This window comes from Alteromonas sp. ABH4_457 (genome assembly GCF_056160625.1).
In genome coordinates this window covers 636,913-653,534 of sequence record NZ_JBSWXN010000002.1, presented here as the reverse complement: position 1 = coordinate 653,534, position 16,622 = coordinate 636,913, and the positions used below count along the sequence as shown (strand labels likewise).

Annotated in this window: 13 protein-coding genes; 6 read left to right on the top strand and 7 right to left on the bottom strand. The window is 50.4% G+C overall.

Going from position 1 to position 16,622, the window contains the following annotated elements:
- Positions 1 to 34: 34 nt before the first annotated feature.
- Both ACXAGR_RS06020 and ACXAGR_RS06015 read right to left on the bottom strand, forming a co-directional pair.
- Positions 35 to 568, bottom strand: a complete 534-nt coding sequence (locus ACXAGR_RS06020) for a DUF6702 family protein (RefSeq protein ID WP_474848693.1) — start codon at positions 566 to 568, stop codon at positions 35 to 37.
- Positions 558 to 3,017: a M1 family metallopeptidase gene (locus ACXAGR_RS06015; protein WP_474848691.1), complete on the bottom strand. Its 2,460-nt coding sequence runs from the start codon at positions 3,015 to 3,017 to the stop codon at positions 558 to 560. Before ACXAGR_RS06015 ends, ACXAGR_RS06020 begins: the two co-directional genes overlap by 11 nt.
- 249 nt (positions 3,018 to 3,266) lie before the next feature.
- Here ACXAGR_RS06015 and proB point away from each other — a divergent pair, with 249 nt between their 5' ends.
- Genes proB through ACXAGR_RS06000 form a run of 3 tightly spaced genes read left to right on the top strand, consistent with a single transcriptional unit; the run spans position 3,267 to position 5,780 of the window.
- A complete protein-coding gene (gene proB / locus ACXAGR_RS06010; protein WP_474848689.1) occupies positions 3,267 to 4,367 on the top strand; it encodes a glutamate 5-kinase in 1,101 nt (366 codons plus the stop codon).
- A 51-nt stretch (positions 4,368 to 4,418) separates the two neighbouring features.
- Entirely contained in the window at positions 4,419 to 4,850 is a 432-nt protein-coding gene (locus ACXAGR_RS06005) for an acyl-CoA thioesterase (RefSeq protein ID WP_119503180.1), read from the top strand.
- Positions 4,851 to 5,780 carry a D-2-hydroxyacid dehydrogenase gene (locus ACXAGR_RS06000; protein ID WP_474848687.1) on the top strand — a complete coding sequence of 310 codons (930 nt, stop codon included), beginning with the start codon at positions 4,851 to 4,853 and terminating at the stop codon, positions 5,778 to 5,780. It abuts the gene before it with no gap.
- Positions 5,781 to 5,786: 6 nt separating this feature from the next.
- On the opposite strand, the gene ACXAGR_RS05995 is transcribed toward ACXAGR_RS06000, so the two are convergent.
- A complete protein-coding gene (locus tag ACXAGR_RS05995) occupies positions 5,787 to 6,056 on the bottom strand; it encodes a hypothetical protein (RefSeq protein ID WP_474842236.1) in 270 nt (89 codons plus the stop codon).
- A gap of 162 nt (positions 6,057 to 6,218) precedes the next feature.
- On the opposite strand from ACXAGR_RS05995, the gene ACXAGR_RS05990 reads away from it, so the two are divergent.
- The gene (locus ACXAGR_RS05990) at positions 6,219 to 6,719 is read left to right on the top strand and encodes an RNA polymerase sigma factor (RefSeq protein ID WP_474848686.1); all 501 of its coding nucleotides are present in this window, start codon (positions 6,219 to 6,221) and stop codon (positions 6,717 to 6,719) included.
- A complete protein-coding gene (locus tag ACXAGR_RS05985; protein WP_474848684.1) occupies positions 6,709 to 7,290 on the top strand; it encodes a hypothetical protein in 582 nt (193 codons plus the stop codon). The genes ACXAGR_RS05990 and ACXAGR_RS05985 overlap by 11 nt, the downstream gene beginning before the upstream one ends.
- An 8-nt stretch (positions 7,291 to 7,298) precedes the next feature.
- On the opposite strand, the gene ACXAGR_RS05980 is transcribed toward ACXAGR_RS05985, so the two are convergent.
- The 3 genes from ACXAGR_RS05980 to ACXAGR_RS05970 are packed head-to-tail and all read right to left on the bottom strand — an operon-like array spanning position 7,299 to position 13,866.
- Positions 7,299 to 8,318 (bottom strand): LLM class flavin-dependent oxidoreductase, encoded by a 1,020-nt coding sequence (locus ACXAGR_RS05980; RefSeq protein WP_474842410.1) that lies wholly within the window; start codon positions 8,316 to 8,318, stop codon positions 7,299 to 7,301.
- Entirely contained in the window at positions 8,318 to 12,061 is a 3,744-nt protein-coding gene (locus ACXAGR_RS05975; protein WP_474848682.1) for a translocation/assembly module TamB domain-containing protein, read from the bottom strand. The genes ACXAGR_RS05980 and ACXAGR_RS05975 overlap by 1 nt, the downstream gene beginning before the upstream one ends.
- Complete coding sequence (locus ACXAGR_RS05970; RefSeq protein ID WP_474848680.1) at positions 12,058 to 13,866, bottom strand: autotransporter assembly complex protein TamA; 1,809 nt, start codon at positions 13,864 to 13,866, stop codon at positions 12,058 to 12,060. Before ACXAGR_RS05970 ends, ACXAGR_RS05975 begins: the two co-directional genes overlap by 4 nt.
- 420 nt (positions 13,867 to 14,286) lie before the next feature.
- Between ACXAGR_RS05970 and ACXAGR_RS05965 the strand changes: the two genes are divergently transcribed.
- On the top strand, positions 14,287 to 15,501 hold the full coding sequence (locus ACXAGR_RS05965; RefSeq protein ID WP_474848678.1) for a multidrug effflux MFS transporter: 1,215 nt from the start codon (positions 14,287 to 14,289) through the stop codon (positions 15,499 to 15,501).
- Positions 15,502 to 15,571: 70 nt separating this feature from the next.
- Here ACXAGR_RS05965 and ACXAGR_RS05960 read toward each other — a convergent pair whose 3' ends face one another.
- Entirely contained in the window at positions 15,572 to 16,618 is a 1,047-nt protein-coding gene (locus tag ACXAGR_RS05960) for a hypothetical protein (protein WP_474848676.1), read from the bottom strand.
- Between the last annotated feature and the right edge of the window lie 4 nt (positions 16,619 to 16,622).

Below are 16,622 nucleotides of genomic sequence, written 5' to 3'. Positions count from 1 at the left end.
ACGGGCAAGCGGGTCAATGTGAAGATATAAGACTTTAGTGGTGGCGCGCAGAGCTGTTAGCGAACTCCACACTGAGTAATTCCACGTTATCACGGAATGTCAGGGTTTTTACGTCGCCCTGTCCTTCCACGTTAAGTGTGTTAATTTGTGCGGGCCACAAGTCTCTGAGTGCATCGTGACGGATACTGAGACCTTCCAGCGAAGGTGGTTGTTCGGTTTCCTGGTAAACCCAGAAAAACTTACCATCCACTTCATAACCTACGGTTTTCAGCCCCAGACTTTCGCCGTCTGCATTCAGTAATGCAAAGCGGGCCATCACGTAATCAGTGAAAGCCTGCTGAGTGGTTTTGTCATCCAGAATATCTGCACGCTTATCGAACAGTGCTTTTACAGCATGTTCCGCATCATGCAGATTAAACCGGTGCATCACCTCAATATTTTCTGTTCTCGGATTGAACAGAACCGTGGTGATTGCCGCTTTAATCTGATGGGCAGAGACTGCCTGACAAACCATCATCAGCAGAGCCGCAAAGCTCCACTGAATCATGCGGTGAGACTTAGTTGTCATCACCCTCTCCGTCATCTGTTTTCAGTTCAGCTTTGCTGTCCTGCATCAGATCCATTGAGGTACGGGCTTCGCTCTTCTTCGCCTTATACGCTTCGATACGTGAAGGAATAATGCGGCGCGGGTAGTAGTTGTTTTCCACATCTACGTCAGCAGTTTCCCAGCGGGGATCCACAGTAACGCTTACCAGCTCTTTATCTTTGTCGGTCACGACCAGCTTAGAGACAGCTTTCGGTGTACGGCGCCAGATTTCAGCAGGAATACGCATTGACTGTTTGGTACCGTCTGCAAATTCCATTTCCAGCAGAATTGGCATAACCAGTCCGCCCAGGTTGCTAAAGTCCATGACGTAGTAGTTTTTGTCTTCACGTACAGCACGCTCAAAGGTTTCACGTTCCCACGGTTCCAGTTTGTTCAGGAATTCGCGGTACTTGTTGCGGTCTTTGTTAGTTGGTGTGTACTGATCATTGTCATCGTAGAAATCTTTGATGTCGTCGAAACGCTCAACCCATAGCTTGCGGCCTTCTTCACGGTTACGCTCGTCGGTCAGAGACAGAGGCTTATCCATTTCAGCTTCGCGCTGACGGGCCAGGTCGATGTCAGGATCTTTCGTGTCCAGGCGCAGCTTATACACACGGTCCAGTGAAATATCGACATGATCGGTAGTATAGAACCAGCCACGGAAGAACCAGTCGAGATCGACACCGGAAGCTTCTTCCATTGTCCGGAAGAAGTCTGATGGCGTTGGACGCTTGAACATCCAGCGCTGTGCATACTCTTTAAAGGCAAAATCAAACAGCTCACGGCCAAGAATGGTCTCGCGAAGAATGTTCAGTGCAACTGCCGGCTTGGTATAGGCATTCGGGCCCAGGTGCAGTACCGAGTCAGACTGGGTCATGATGGGTACCTGAGATGAAGACTTCATGTAGCCGGTAACATCGCGGGGTTCAACACCCCATGGAATGTTCGGATCCCACTCGCGGCCGGCAACGCCGTCCAGAAAGCTGTTCAGCCCTTCATCCATCCAGGTCCACTGACGTTCGTCAGAGTTAACGATCATCGGGAAGTAGTTGTGACCCACTTCGTGGATAACCACACCGATAAGGAAGCGCTTTTCAGACAGTGAGTAAGTACGTGAACCATCGTCCTGTAACTCAGTACGCGGGCCGTTGAAGGAAATCATCGGATATTCCATACCGCCAACAGGGCCGTTAACAGACTGGGCTGTAGGGTACGGGTAGCTGAAGGTGAAACGGTTATATACGTCAAGCGTATGCACCACTGACTCTGTAGAATATTTTTTCCACAGATCGCCACCTTCTTTCGGATAGAAAGACATGGCCATAACGTGCTTCTGCGGACCGTCCTGCTCTACGCCTTTGGCATCCCACATGAATTTACGTGAAGATGCCCACGCAAAGTCACGCACGTTGTCCGCTTTGAAACGCCAGGTTTTGGTTTTGCCTGTGCCTTCTTTTTCGTTTTCCAGCGCTTCTTCGGCGGTTACGATAAAGACCGGGCGGTCAGCGGTTTTCGCTTCTTCCAGACGCTTACGCTGAGTGCTGGTAAGTACGTCTTTCGGGTTCTGCAGCACACCGGTAGAAGAAACAATGTGGTCAGCCGGTACGGTCATAGACACATCGTAGTTACCGAATTCCAGGGTAAATTCACCGCGGCCGATAAATTCTTTATTCGTCCAGGCTTCGTAGTCAGTGTAAGCCGCCAGACGGGGGAACCACTGTGCCAGCAGGAAGATGTCGTTGCCGCCTTCGCGTTCGTCATCAGGGAAGTGTTCATAACCTGAACGGGCAGAGACTGCGTCTTCTTCAACGATGTTGTAACCGAATTCGATGGTGAAATCGACTGATTTGCCGGGTTTCAGCGGTGTTGCCAGATCTACACGCATCAGCGTGCCTACAATCACGTGATGCAGCGCTTTACCGGCACTTTCAACGGCTTTAATTTGATAGCCCAGTTCGTGATCGTCAACGAATTGCTGACGGCGCAGTGCACCCATACTCAGTTTAGCCGGGCTGTCGCCGCTGGCTGACTGCGTCGCCGGACCACGGTTACCGATGCCGCCAAAGGTAGTGGTGAGGGCTGACATGGAATCATCACGGAATTTGTTCTGATCAAGCTGGATCCAAAGATACTTCAGCGTGTCAGGTGAATTGTTGTGATAAGAAATCTTTTCAGAAGCATCAATACGGCGTTTTTCTTCGTCGAGTTTTGCATTAATGACGTAATCGACTTGCTGCTGCCAGTACTGATGACCAGCTTCACCGGCGGCGTTTCTGTATACGTTAGGGGTAGGAAGTACTTCGTCGAGTTGTCTGAATTTATCTTCGAAGTCGCCCTTTGTTTGTTTTATCGCTGCGGAGGCAAACGGAGCCTGAACCAGTAAACCCAGTACAGGAGCCAGCCAAAGCAGTCGCTTTTGTCGCGTGCTCATATATATCCTTGTAACTTGAATCTAACTCTGACGAGTCTGAATTGTTATGTTATATCTTTTTTCAAAAGTAATGCAGTTTTTAGCCGTAGATAGCTATGTACTCACCGCAAACTGAAGCTTACATCACAGACCTTCAGATCAGAATAAACTGCGGCATGACAAATTGTTCTTTGGGAAAGCGCGGATATGCGTTTTTTTCTGAATGGGTTTGCAGTATTCTCAAACTCTCTTTGTTTATCAGTTATCTTCATGAGTAATTTCACCTGGCAGCGTGCCGTCGTAAAGGTCGGCAGCGCGTTAATTGCACCTGATGGTTTACATGTCAGTGCTAAGTATTTACTGCCCCTGGCGCGGTTCATTACCGAAAGCCGTGCTGCAGGAAAAGAAGTGATTGTCGTGTCATCAGGCAGTATTGCTGCCGGACGTGGACGGGTAACCATCAACCATCCGGCTTCTATTGCCGAAAAACAGGCCATGGCCGCAATCGGGCAGATGCAGATGATGGCGAACTGGCAGCGTTTTTTCGACTGTCCCTGTGCCCAGATCCTGGTGACTGCGGATGATCTTCGCGACCGCACCCGGTACGTCAATATTAAAAACACCCTGCGGGAACTGCTTAAACATGTAGCGCTGCCTATTGTGAATGAAAATGACACCGTGGCGGTGGCCGAACTTAAAGTCGGCGATAACGACAATCTTGGTGCATATACTGCGCTGGTGGCACAGGCTGATACCCTGATCATGTGCTCGGACATCGACGGTTTGTACACCGCCGATCCCCGCAAAGATGCCTCGGCTACTCTGATCCCTGTTGTTGATTCCATTACTCCGGACATCTATGCATTAGCCGGCGGAGCGGGAACGTCCATGGGCACCGGCGGAATGCGGACGAAAATTGAGGCAGCGGATAAATGTACCCATAGCGGTATTCAAACGCTTATCGTCAACGGCCGTGATGGCAAAGTCTTTGATGCATTGCTCAAAGGCCAGTGCCCGGGAACATTATTTACTGCAAGGCAGTCCAGTCAGACCGCCCGATCTTTATGGTTAACCCATACGTTAAAAACCCGCGGTGTTATCGACATTGATGCGGGTGCCCGCCGGGCTATCACAGACCGGGGCGCTTCTTTGCTGCCTTCCGGTGTCACCGGCATTTCAGGTAAATTTGTTGCCGGAGATGCAGTGGAGCTGCATTGCGACGGGAAAGCGCTGGCGAAAGGTCTGGCACTTTACGACGCCAAAGATCTGGCCCAGATAAAAGGGCAGAAAAGCAATCAAATCCGCCATATTCTCGGTTATGACTATGGAGAGGTGATTGTCCACCGCGACGACCTGGTGTTGTTGCCCTAGACGCACGTAAGCCCGTTGGTGGTTTAGCTGCGAAGCAAAAGGAGTGAACGGATGACGGATTTTACACCGGGATTAAGTGACTACCCGTGGCATGTAGAGTTAACCACACGGTTACAGGACAACGATGAAAATGGCCATATCAACAATGTGGCGTTTTACAGCTTCTTTGATACCGGTGTGAGCCGTTTTCTCAAAGAGCGTTGTCCGGATGCCTCGCGGGATATCGTCGCTTATGTGGTGAGTTCCCAGTGTCAGTACATTTCGCCCGCTTCCTATCCTGAAAGTATTTTTGTTGGGCTGCGGGTGGTTAAAGTCGGTCGCAGTTCAGTGACTTACGGGCTGTCTGTGTATGCCGGCGATGCAAAGCGCCGCGTGGCACACGGACAATTTGTCCATGTTTATGTTGAACGGCAGACCGATCATGCCGTGCCTGTTCCCGCTGATATCAAAGACGCTCTGGAATCCATCAGGGAGGAATTCTGAATGAAGGCCGTGTTGCTGGATGCTGATACGCTGAAGCCGGAAGAACTTGATATTTCCTGCCTGACTGACCTGCCTGTGTCATTGACACAGTATGCCACCACAACAGCGGATGAGCGCAAAGAGAGAGTGCACGATGCTGATATCATTCTGGTAAATAAAGTGGTGCTGGACGCTGAAGTGTTGCGTCATGCAAAACAATGTAAGTACATAGGTGTTCTGGCAACCGGTACCAATAATATTGATAAAGACTGGTGCGGGCAGCACGGTATCGAGGTTGCCAATGTGGAAGGTTACGGCACTGACGCCGTTGCCCAGCACGCACTGATGCTGCTGTTAAATTTGTCTACCTCGTTTGCCCCTTACGCCCGCGATGTTAACGCCGGCAAGTGGTCTGCAGGGCCGCACTTTTGTTTGCTGGATCATCCGGCCATGGAGCTGGCGGGCAAACATCTGGTGATTGTGGGTTATGGCGAACTTGGTCAGCGTTTTGCTGAAATGGCAAAAGCGATGGGTATGCGTGTCACGGTTGCTGCCAGACCGGGCAAGGCGGATGACGACAGACCGTCGCTGGACAGCTTGTTACCTGATGCTGATGTGGTGTCGCTGCACTGTTTACTGACAGAGGATTCCCATCATCTCATCAATGCGCAGCGCCTGAGTAAAATGAAGCCGTCGGCTTTTCTTATTAATACCGCCAGAGGTGCGCTGATTGATGAAGCCGCGTTGTTACAGGCGCTGAAAAACGGGGACATTGCCGGCGCCGGACTTGATGGCCTGTCGACAGAGCCGCCCCCGGCAGATCATCCCCTGTTAAATACCGGTCTGCCTAACCTGCTTATCACTCCCCATTCTGCATGGGTGGCAAAAGAGGCGCGGCAAAGACTGGTGAATATTGCTGCCGGACGGTTGTCTGCCTTCCTGTCAAAGTAAGAACAGTTACAGCCGGTTGAGTTTCTGATTCAACTCGTAGGCAGGCTCTGTCACGATGGCTTCAAGGGCTGCGATACGGGCTTTCAGGGCTGCCATTTCTGAATCATCCCGTTTTTTTGCTGAGACTTTTTCACTGAATGAAGCCTGCATAAACGGGTTGGTGACCTCTCCGTTCATCCACGCGACCAGTTTCAGGTTATAGCGGGCATCAAGAAAGCATACGGTCAGGGAAACCGACAGCACACTCAGGATAATTATCACAGCGGTAATAGTCATGGTTGTCTCCGGGTAATCAGGGTTATTTTTAACCGCAATGGCGGCGTGTTGATCAGGTAGTCCTGGCGGAATAAAAAAAATTACAAATCACTGTAATTTTTTTCTTTGTCCCGCGACTATGACATTGGAAACAGGGAATTTTTGTATGAACGGGAACCCATTTTGGCCGAAGATTTCGCCAGCATATTAAAACAGTACAACGGATTACTGAGCCGTGTTGCCGCCGGTTACGAGGCCAATGATGCACTGCGTCAGGAATTGCTGCAGGAGATTGCTGTTGCAGTGTGGCAGGGACTGCAGCGCTTTGAACACAAGAGCAGCCTGAAAACTTACATTCTGAAAATAGCCCACAACCGTGCGGTCACGCATGTTGCTTCAAACGCCCGGCTTCCCCGCACTGATGAACTGGATGAAAACACTGAACACGGTGTGTCTGCATTATTAAACCCTGAAGACGCCACCGTACAGGACAAGCAATTACAAGCGCTCCTCTCAGTGGTACGTACCCTTCCTTTGCCGGGGCGTCAGGTGCTGACTTTATCCCTTGAAGGGCTGTCCTACGGGGAAATTGCAGATGTTTGCGGGATCACAACCAGCCACGCCGGTGTGCTGCTGAAACGCACAAAAGAAGAAGTGGTGAGGAGGTTAAATCATGACGAATAATACGGATGATCTGGCAGCCCTGTGGCAGACGCAGGACGTGCAGACTATAGACATCGACAAGCTACGGCGTGAACTCACCGGTCAGCGTCGCAAGCAGCGGCTGTACATCCTGATCGATCTCCTAAGCCCGGTGCCGCTCATACTGATGTTGTACATCATGGCAGATGAGCTGTCGTCTTTCTCCCGTACTGTGATCTGGGGATTGCTTATCATCACTATTCCGATGGTGGGATACCTGCTCTGGCTGCGCCGGCATGCAGCTTTCAGTAATGCCGTGAACACGCAGGCGTATGTGGATGTGCTTTACCGTCAGATAGCCAACAATGTGAAAATTGCCATGTTAACGAAGCATTCCTGCTGGCTTGCTGTTTTGTATCTGGCCGGCATACTGGGATGGGAACTGGTGACCGGTGAAAAAGCAGCTCAACCGGACTTTTCTTCAATGCGGTTCTACGGGGCTCTGGGGTTGGGAGTGGTGTTTTCTTTGCACTGTTACCTGTGGGGACAGCGCCGTGAACGCCGCTTCAGAGCCAGGCTACAGGAACTGGCTTTGATTAAAAACCAGTCCTGAGGCGTTGTTCAGGCTGCCCAGTCCTGCTTCGTCATCACTGACGTCAGGCTGCCAACATGACGGATTGCCTGTAAGCATTTTCCGGTATCGGTGACCGGGAATGAGAAAATCATCTCATCTACGCCGGTAGCCTCAATAAACTGTGCAATCTGGCGCTCAGCCTGCTGCGGCGTGCCGGTAATGGCAAAGCGGAGGGTGTTATTGATGGCCGCGATTTCGTATTCAGACAATACGGCTTCAATATGATCCACCGGAGCTGGCATGGGTTTGTTGGCCTGCTTTCTCAGGTTAGCAAATTGCAACTGGACCGACGTAAACAGCCGGGCAGCCTCGTCTTCGTCATCAGCGACTACAGCCATCACACCGGCGGATACTAAAGGTTTCTCCAGTTGTTCAGAGGGTCTGAAGCTGGCGCGGTAAACGCTTATGGCATCCTGCAACATTTCCGGTGCAAAATGGGAGGCAAATGAATAGGGTAAACCGAGCTGACCGGCAAGTTTTGCTGAGTAAAGGCTGGAGCCCAGCAGCCAAAGTGGTACACGAGTGCCTGCGCCCGGCATGGCGATAACTCCCTTGCCACCTTTGTCATCAGACAAATACGCCTGCAGAGCCTGCACATCGGCGGGATAGTCATCCACGCTGGCGTGCATATTTCTGCGAAGCGCCATGGCCGTCGCCATGTCTGTACCCGGCGCCCGGCCAAGGCCTAAATCAATCCGGCCCGGAAACAGTGTCGCCAGCGTACCGAACTGTTCGGCAATGACCAGCGGTGAGTGATTGGGCAACATAATGCCGCCGGAGCCGATACGGATATGGCGGGTGGCATTACCGATGGCCGCCAGTAATACTGCTGTTGCTGCACTGGCTACGCCCCGCATGCCGTGGTGTTCTGCCAGCCAGAGGCGCTGGTAGCCTTGTGCTTCTGCTTCTGCCGCAATGGCTTTGCTTTTTTCAAAGGCATCGGCTGCCGTCTGGCCTTCACCGATGTGCGCCAGGTCAAGAATGGAAAACGGTACAGATTGCATGATTACTCCTCGTCAGCCTCATCATCAGCTTTTTTCTCTGCTTCCTGCGGGCCGCCCAGAAAGAACTCATAATAAAAATCGATAGCAAATTCCGTTTGTTCTTCAATGGTTGTCTGTACACCTTCTACAAACAGTTTGGGTAACAGACGATAACGCAGTGCCAGGTCGGGTGGCTCCTGACGTCGTCTCAGTGTTTGCGTACTGCTGTTGTCTCCGCTCAGGCCCACGTCAACGTTGTATTGCACAGTAAGACGATCGTTTATGCGGCCATTCAATGATAACTTCGTTGCGCCGCCCCCTGCACTTGATGTGGTGCCGACGCTGAAATCTTCAATCCCCAGCGCACTGCCCACTTTGCCTTGAAGCTTCTCTGTATTGGATAAACCGAAGCCCAGCAGCAAGGCGTTGTAGTCTGGCGAAGAAGAACTGGATGACCCCGGGCCGGAGCCGGTTAACAGGTATGACAAACTGTTACTCTGGTTCATTGCCGGCTCAGAGAATAAGTTTATATTCGGGCTGTCAGCCGCGCCGTCAATGCGGATCCCTGCAACCACACCATCTTCTGTTTTGTCCGGGTCGCGGATAGCTTCAACCAGCAGCATAGGTTGATCCAACGGGCCGTTAAACTGCACTTCACCGGTCTGGATAATCAAGTCCTGACCATAGGCCTGGTAGCGTCCGTCAAGGATCTGCAAATCGCCGTATCCCACCAGTGCAGGATGGGTTCTGACTTCAATGCCGCCGTAAAGGTTAGCTGTCAGCCCGAACGCATCCAACTTTACTTCGCCGGTTTTGTCTTTGTCGATGTTTACCATGACAGTGGCATCAATAATATCCAGCGGGTCTTCAACCGGCGGTTCGCCCCGTAAATGCACGTCTTTGGATGGCGAAACCGCACTGGCAGGCAGTTCTTCAATTTTTACTCTGGCCCAGGGCAGGTTCACATTACCGGTCACCTTTACGTTGTTGGGTTTGATGCTGGCTGTAATGTCAGGCGACACCTGCATGCGGATATCACGCTGGTTAATCTGGAAGCGTTTGCCTTTAAGGTTCACATTAGCGGTAAGCTCATCTTCCCAGCTAACATCGCCGGACAACGTCCCTTTTCCTTCACCGAGCAAAAACGCGCCGTTAAAGGTGGCACTGCGGTTAACGAATTCGATAGTCTGTTCCCAGTCGCCTATTTTCACCGGCATATCTTCAATATCCACATTGCCGTTTGTCAGCTTCACGCTGCCGGTGAGCGACGGTGAGCTTGCCGTGCCTTTAATTGCCAGCTGGCCGTTCAGTGCGCCTTCCAGTTCCCGTATCGCTTTTGACATGGGTTTGAACGGTGCGATGCGGATATTGTCGATATTCACCGTTCCTTCCAGCGGAATGTTTTCTTCAACGGGTCTGACTTTCATGTCGGCGTTTACCGCCCCCAGCTGTTCGCTGAGAATGTTCAGTGTGGAGGTAAGCAAATCATCTTCATACCGGCCTTTGGCGGAGACTTCATCAAGGTTCAGCTTCAGTTGCTGTTCAGGCCCCATTGTCCAGACAGACGGAGTGAATGCCAGATCAAAATTCGCTGTCATTGGCGCATTCTTGCCAAATTCACCGGTTGTATTCACCGACAGCTTCGCATCAGAACTGGCTGTAAATGTGTCGGGCAGCAGCTCATGGGCCCACAACCCGAGTGGCAGACCGTTCGCTTTGACAATCCATTTTGTCCGTTCATCTTTGAACAGCACATCTTCGATGCAAAGCTCACCGTTCTCACGGGACTCCCAACAATTCTCAGATATTTTCATGCTGAAAGGTTCTGGCCGCACTGCAACCCGGAAAGGCTGATTTAACTGCCACCGTGTTGTCAGCAATCCCAGCTGGCTGTTTGTGATGTCGGCGGTGTAGCGTTCATCTTTCCACGCGCCGTCCATTTCCAGTTTCAGATGATGATCAGGCAGGGTGAGATCCACATTAAAATTGTGTGCTGATAAAGAGCCGCTGATCCCCAGATTACCGTTCATTTCCCCCTGTTCAGCGGCCAGCGCACTCAGTACCGGCGATACTTTTACGCCGGTGAGTGTGATGTCACCTTCCGCCACCGGATCGCTCCATTCACCTTTGGCTTTGATACGACCTTTTATCTGACCGGATACATCAGGATAAAGCTGCTCAGTGGCGTCTACGTCCAGGTCGATATCTGCATTAATGTAACGCTGGTTAAATACTTGCGCGGCAACGTGAACCCGGTTTTTTTCCTGTACAACACCTAAGTTGGTAACAATTAAATCGCTGGCCTGAGAGTACACCAGTGATCCTGTCACGTTCAGCTCACTACCGTCCCTGATGCCGTCCACTGCAAGATCGGTAACGCTGACTTCAACGCCCTTGTCGGTGAGCTGCATCAGACTGGTTAGTCCGCCTTCAATTTGCGATGGTGCATAGGGCGACAAGCTGCGCGCTGAAATGCCGTTAAGTCTGGTTTTTCCCGACCAACTGACAGATTCATTTAAAAACAGTGTGCCGGTATTGGTAATTTTCCCTTCCAGGATATCCACTGTCAGGGCATTCACTGTGATGTTGTTGCTGTTGAGTACAACATCGGCATCAACGGGAATATCGCCGATATCCGGCAAGCTTGCACCGGTTTTGGCGGTAAAATGGTAGTTGCCCATGGTACCTGTGAGATCCAGCGCACCTTCCCACAATCTGGTGTCCTTAACGTCAGGTACAGGTTGCTCCGGCCAGCTAACAGAGAGTTCAAGGGGCAGCGTATCATCCAGAATGCTGGCGTTACCGGTCACGCTGGCTGAATATGTTCCGCTGGCATCAACATCCAGTGCTAAAGCTTTCAGGGAGCCGTCGGCAGACACGTTGACCTGCTCCTCCACACCGGCGGCATTAACATCAGCACTGGCTGCTAAAGACAGAGGATAATCTCCGGACAAGGTCACCTTTGCATCCGCATCGAGTTTGGCCAGCGTATGTTCCACGTGGAGCTTATCCAGTGCGATGTCGCTTGATTCCAGTGTAAGGGTACTGAAACTCAGCAGCGCCATTTCCTGCGTCACTGCGTCGCCCTGCTTTAACTGTGTATTACGCAGGGTGAAGTCTTGCACGGTGACCGGGATGGGGATGACGATTTCAGGCAGTTCCGGCGCTTTATAGCTCAGTGCATAACTCACCGGTTTGTCATCACCCGTTTTATCTGCTGCTTTCTCTGTACTTTCTGGCAGTGCGACAATAAGTCCTTCAATATTTACTGGTGACAGCGTCACCTCTTTAAAGGCCTGACCTTCCAGTGACAAAGACTGCAGAGTGATGTGACCTGCCAGCAACTTAACCGACACATCTGTAATACCTAATGCATTGATTTTCACCGGAACCGGAATTTCGACCGGTTCTGTACTTTCCGGTTCCGGCTCATCCTCAGCCGGTGCTCCGGAGAGTTGCTCAACACGGGGGCCATCAACATTCAGGTAGTCGATACACACTTTGGATGTGATGAGACAGCCCAAAACTACATTGATTTCAGCCCGTTTAACGTTTACCGACCACTGTTCGTTCTGCCAGCTTACGCCTTCTACAGAGAAGTCACTGAGTACCGTTCCGTTGATATTTTCGATATGTAATCCGTCGACAGCCTTGTTCGCAATATAGCGGATCACAGGCGTACCTAACGGACTGATGATAAGGCCTGCAATCAGTACAATCAGCAGCAGAATGGTAAAAAACCAGAAAGTGAACTTCCGTCTGCTCATAGTTCCGGCCCCAGAATAAAGTGAAGCCGCCAGCTGTTTTCGAATTCAGACAGACCTCTGGCACCATAAACCCGCACAGGTCCGATAGGCGATAACCAGTGAAAACCCACACCAAAGCCATAAGCCAGGCCTTCGTCAAAGTCGTTGGTTGCCGTACCGGCGTCAGTGAAGACCGCAGCACGCCAGTTTTCGGCTACACGGTAGGCGTATTCAACACTGGCCGTCACCAGGTAGCGGCCGCCCACCGACACGTCGGTCAGTTCCTCTCCGGTTTCCGGGTCGATAATGACGTCAACAACCTCTTCACCAGTCTCCGGGTCAATATAAACATTCTTTTTCGGTGAGATATCACGGTAAGCGAAGCCCCGGATACTCTGATCACCACCGGCGAAAAACCGCAGTGATGCAGGTACACGGTAAAAGTCATTGGTCTCAATGGCACCGCCCTCTGCTCTCAGCATCAGCCAGTGTTTATTGAGTGTGCGGATCATGCCGCCTTCCAAAACGGTTTTAGTGATATTGATGTCAGAACCGGCGTTGTCACGGCCAAACTGGAAAAACGCCTGGAGGTAGGTGCCTTTGGTGATATTCAGCGGGTCGTTACGATCCAGATAACGTATGGCGTACCCCGGCATGACCAACTGAGTTGTCTGTTCCACACTCGTACCCTGGGTGTAATTTTCCCGCAGATAAGTCAGCGAGCCGTCCTGCTGCCAGGGGGAATTGGCTTCCTGCCAGTAACGGTGAGCGGCAACGGTAAGGGTTTCAGCCTCGGTATTGGTATTGCTGTAATCAATAAACTGGTAACCGCCTTCAATACTGAGGTAGTCATTGGTGATGTCTTGCATTGGAATACGGTAGTCCACCGTAAACGACTGCTCCGGTGAAGATAAAAACAGTTCAGAGGTGACCGAATGCCCGCGGGTGTTGATCCATGGCCGTTCCCATTTTAACCGCAACCGGGCACCTGTATCTGTAGCTGCACCCAGGCCCACGTTAAAGGTATCCCTGGGCTTGTGTACCAGTGTAATCTCAACGGGCACGGTCAGATCCACCGCTTCGCTGACCACCGGACGGGCAATAACACGGGAGAAGTAACCCGACTGATTCAGACGGCGGTTAAATTCTGTCAGTTTCGCTGACGAGTAATACTCGCCGGATTCAAAGGGCTTTAACCGGTTGAGGATGGCTTCAGATTTCTGATCGCCAATCAGCTTTACTTCACCGAACTTATAGCGGGGGCCGCTCTGTGCGATAAGCAGAATATTGGCTGCTCTTTCTTCCCTGACCAGGTCGAGCCGCGTTGCCTGCCAGTTAAAGTCAAAATAACCGTGGGACAACGCGTAATTAAACATGGACGATTTAAAGTTTTCGTATACCGGCTGATTCAATACATCGCCTTTTTTCAGCGAAAAGGCATTAAAGCGGTCACGGAAATCTTTATCTTCACGGCCGGTACCGATGATCTCACGGGTAACATTGGTCACTGTTAGCGGCGTGTCCAGATTCACATGAAGGATCACATCATCGCCGGATACTTCTACGGTTGTCGTGCTGTTGTAATAGCCGAAAGGCTCAACCGCTGTTGACACAGTCGTGCCCAGCTCATCCTGCCAGAACGGGTCTGACAACACATCTTTGCTGATATCCAGACTGTTAAGGTGTAAACGGATATTATCTTCCAGTTTCCCGTCTTCTACGCCTTCAATATCCACATCGATGGCGAAGGTGCAAAATGCAGGTAACACAAGGGCGCAGGACAGCACAAAGCGCTGCCAGGCGTTAACAGTAAAACGGTGAATCATAACCGGGCGAATTTCCTTTTCCTGTGGTGCAGATGGAAAGTGTGCATTAAAGCCCCGTGATAGAAAGGCTCTCTTGCAAAAGCCGGAAAACAGTATTGATGGATGCCTACCCTAAAAAAACGGTCGTACAATGATAATGGTATTCGTAGAAACGATGCAAAACGATCATCTTTCAGACGCTATCAACTGCGTAAAATTGCCGTTGAAACTAAACCTGCATTATCACAGGCGTTAGAGTATATCCCGGACTGCAAAGTTCAAAAGGCGCTATTTTGCCGGGGTATGCGTTTTATCAAACCGGTTATGCTTTAAAAGGTGTAAATTTTCTACATTCCGGCGGTAAAGACTGACGCAATTTCCGGCAAATTCAGGCTATACTATGCGCCCTTTATTTTATGTCGATTAGAGTAGACAACACACATGTCAGAAAACCCTTCCCCAATTAAGCCAACGCTGGGCCTTGTCGAGTTTGTTGCTCTGATGGCGTTAATGACTTCATTGGTTGCCCTGAGCATCGACGCGATGTTGCCTGCTCTGATCCAGATTGGCGAAGCGCTGCATGCAGACGATCCCCATGATGCGCATCTGATTGTGTCTATTTTCTTCGGCGGCATGGCTTTCGGTCAGCTCTTTTTTGGCCCCTATTCTGATACCCGTGGCCGGCGGGAAGCCATTTTACTTGGCATCTCGATTTTCGTTGTAGGTACTGTGGTCTGTATGATGGCAGACGACATGTCTACCATGCTGGCCGGCCGTTTAATACAGGCATTCGGTGTTTCCGGTCCCCGTGTGGCTGCAATGGCGATCATCCGCGATTTGTATGTGGGCGATGCAATGGCCAGAGTGATGTCATTCATCATGATGGTTTTCATTCTGGTGCCGATGATTGCGCCGATGGTGGGTCAGGCTGTCCTGACGTTCTTCCACTGGACGCATATTTTTACGCTGTTTCTGATTGTCTCTGTGTTCACCGGCACATGGTTTTTGTCCCGTCAGCCGGAGACACTGCCTGCTGACCGGCGGGGCCGCTTCGCCTGGTCTAAATTTTTCCAGTCTTCGAAGTTTATTCTGACCCACGGAAACGTGATGGGTTATACCGTCGCCATGGGCTTTATGTTCGGTGCTTTCCTGGGATACCTGAGTGCTTCACAGACCATTTTTCAGGAATATTACGACACAGGCACCATGTTCCCGTTTATCTTTGCATTCCTCGCGTTCTCCATCGGCCTGGCATCGTTCTTTAACGGCACGATGGTAGTCCGCTTTGGTATGAAAAAGCTGGTGGGTATTGCGTTATACGGCGTTGTGGGTTTCTCTGTCGTTTTCCTGGCGCTTATCACGGTATTCAGCGGATTACCTCCTCTGACCTTGCTTCTGCCGGTTATGTTCTGCGGATTCTTCTTTGTGGGGATCCTGTTCGGTAATCTGAACGCCCTTGCAATGCAGCCTCTGGGACAGATGGCCGGCCTTGGCGCAGCCATCATCGGCTCCATGTCGAGTATATTCTCTGTTCCTATCGCCTTGTCTATCGACAGTTTCTTAAACGGCACCCTATATCCTATCGGTTTTGGCTTCCTGATCTTCTTCTCCCTCGCTTTTGTGAGCGTGAGATTTGCGGAAAAGTCGGTGCACTGAAACCGGCGGCAGGGCAGAAGATATGTAAGGGATTCCATACCGCTACTGTGTTTGTTCGTTATTGTTTTGCTTACTCTTTGGAATTTTCTGAAGCTTTGGGATTGTCATTTGTTTGCGCAGACGTTTTATCATCAGAATTGTCTTGCTGAGGTGTTACAGAATTAGTCGAATTTTGAGGCGTTTCAGTTCCATTTTCTGAATCTATAGCGACAGTGATCCGCACTGTTGTTAGTTCCCCTTTATCGCTGATCACTGAAATGACTGAATCACCAATAGCAATAGGGGAAATCGTAATCCGATCATTGGGATCATCACATGAAACTGATGCGACTAATGGAGCAGACGATGAGCAATTGGAAATTGCTTGACCTTTGTAAACTAGAACCTCGCGCTTATAGTTATCCTTATTGTTGCTAATTTTCTTCATCGTCAGGTCTGCGCTTGTCACTTCAACTTTAATGAGGTTATCAGTCATGGAAAAACGCGCATATTTGCCCATTGCTTTCTCCAGTTCCTCTATTTTCGGGATTGCACCAAGTAGTGTATCTCGCATAACTTTCAGAGCCGCCGAAGAACTTACAATAAGGGCGGCGCCTTGTGGGGTCAATTGATCTTCAGGAATCAGGTCTGTCTTATCATTCGCAACCTGTGCACGACTTTGTAGATATAACGCTTCAGCTGCTTCGATGAGCTCAAGAGCCTGCGAATATGCTTTGGCTTTTTCCCCAGCATTAATAATGTTGGCCATGTCGGGTGACAATGCACTTAAGCCGGCTAAGCCTGTGACAACATCAGGGTGAACACCAGTAGAAGCGGAAAAAGCAGAAGCAAGAGCTGCAAAAATAACCTGAAAACTGGCAAATGCTTCTTCTCCGACTCGCCCTTGCTTGACTTTTTTACGCAATGTGTCTTTCAGATAATGTGAAAATAGAAATACTTTTTTGTCATTAATTGAATAATCAACATTAAAGTTCTTCAGGTTTTGAATAGTACCAATGTCATAAGCTGGTACAGGGTTTACTGCAAGGATATGACTTTCCTTGCCTTCGTGAATAGTTGAGCAGCCAGTAAGTACTGAGAAAATAATTAATCCAGTAAGCGTAAAATGTTTTTTCATCCTT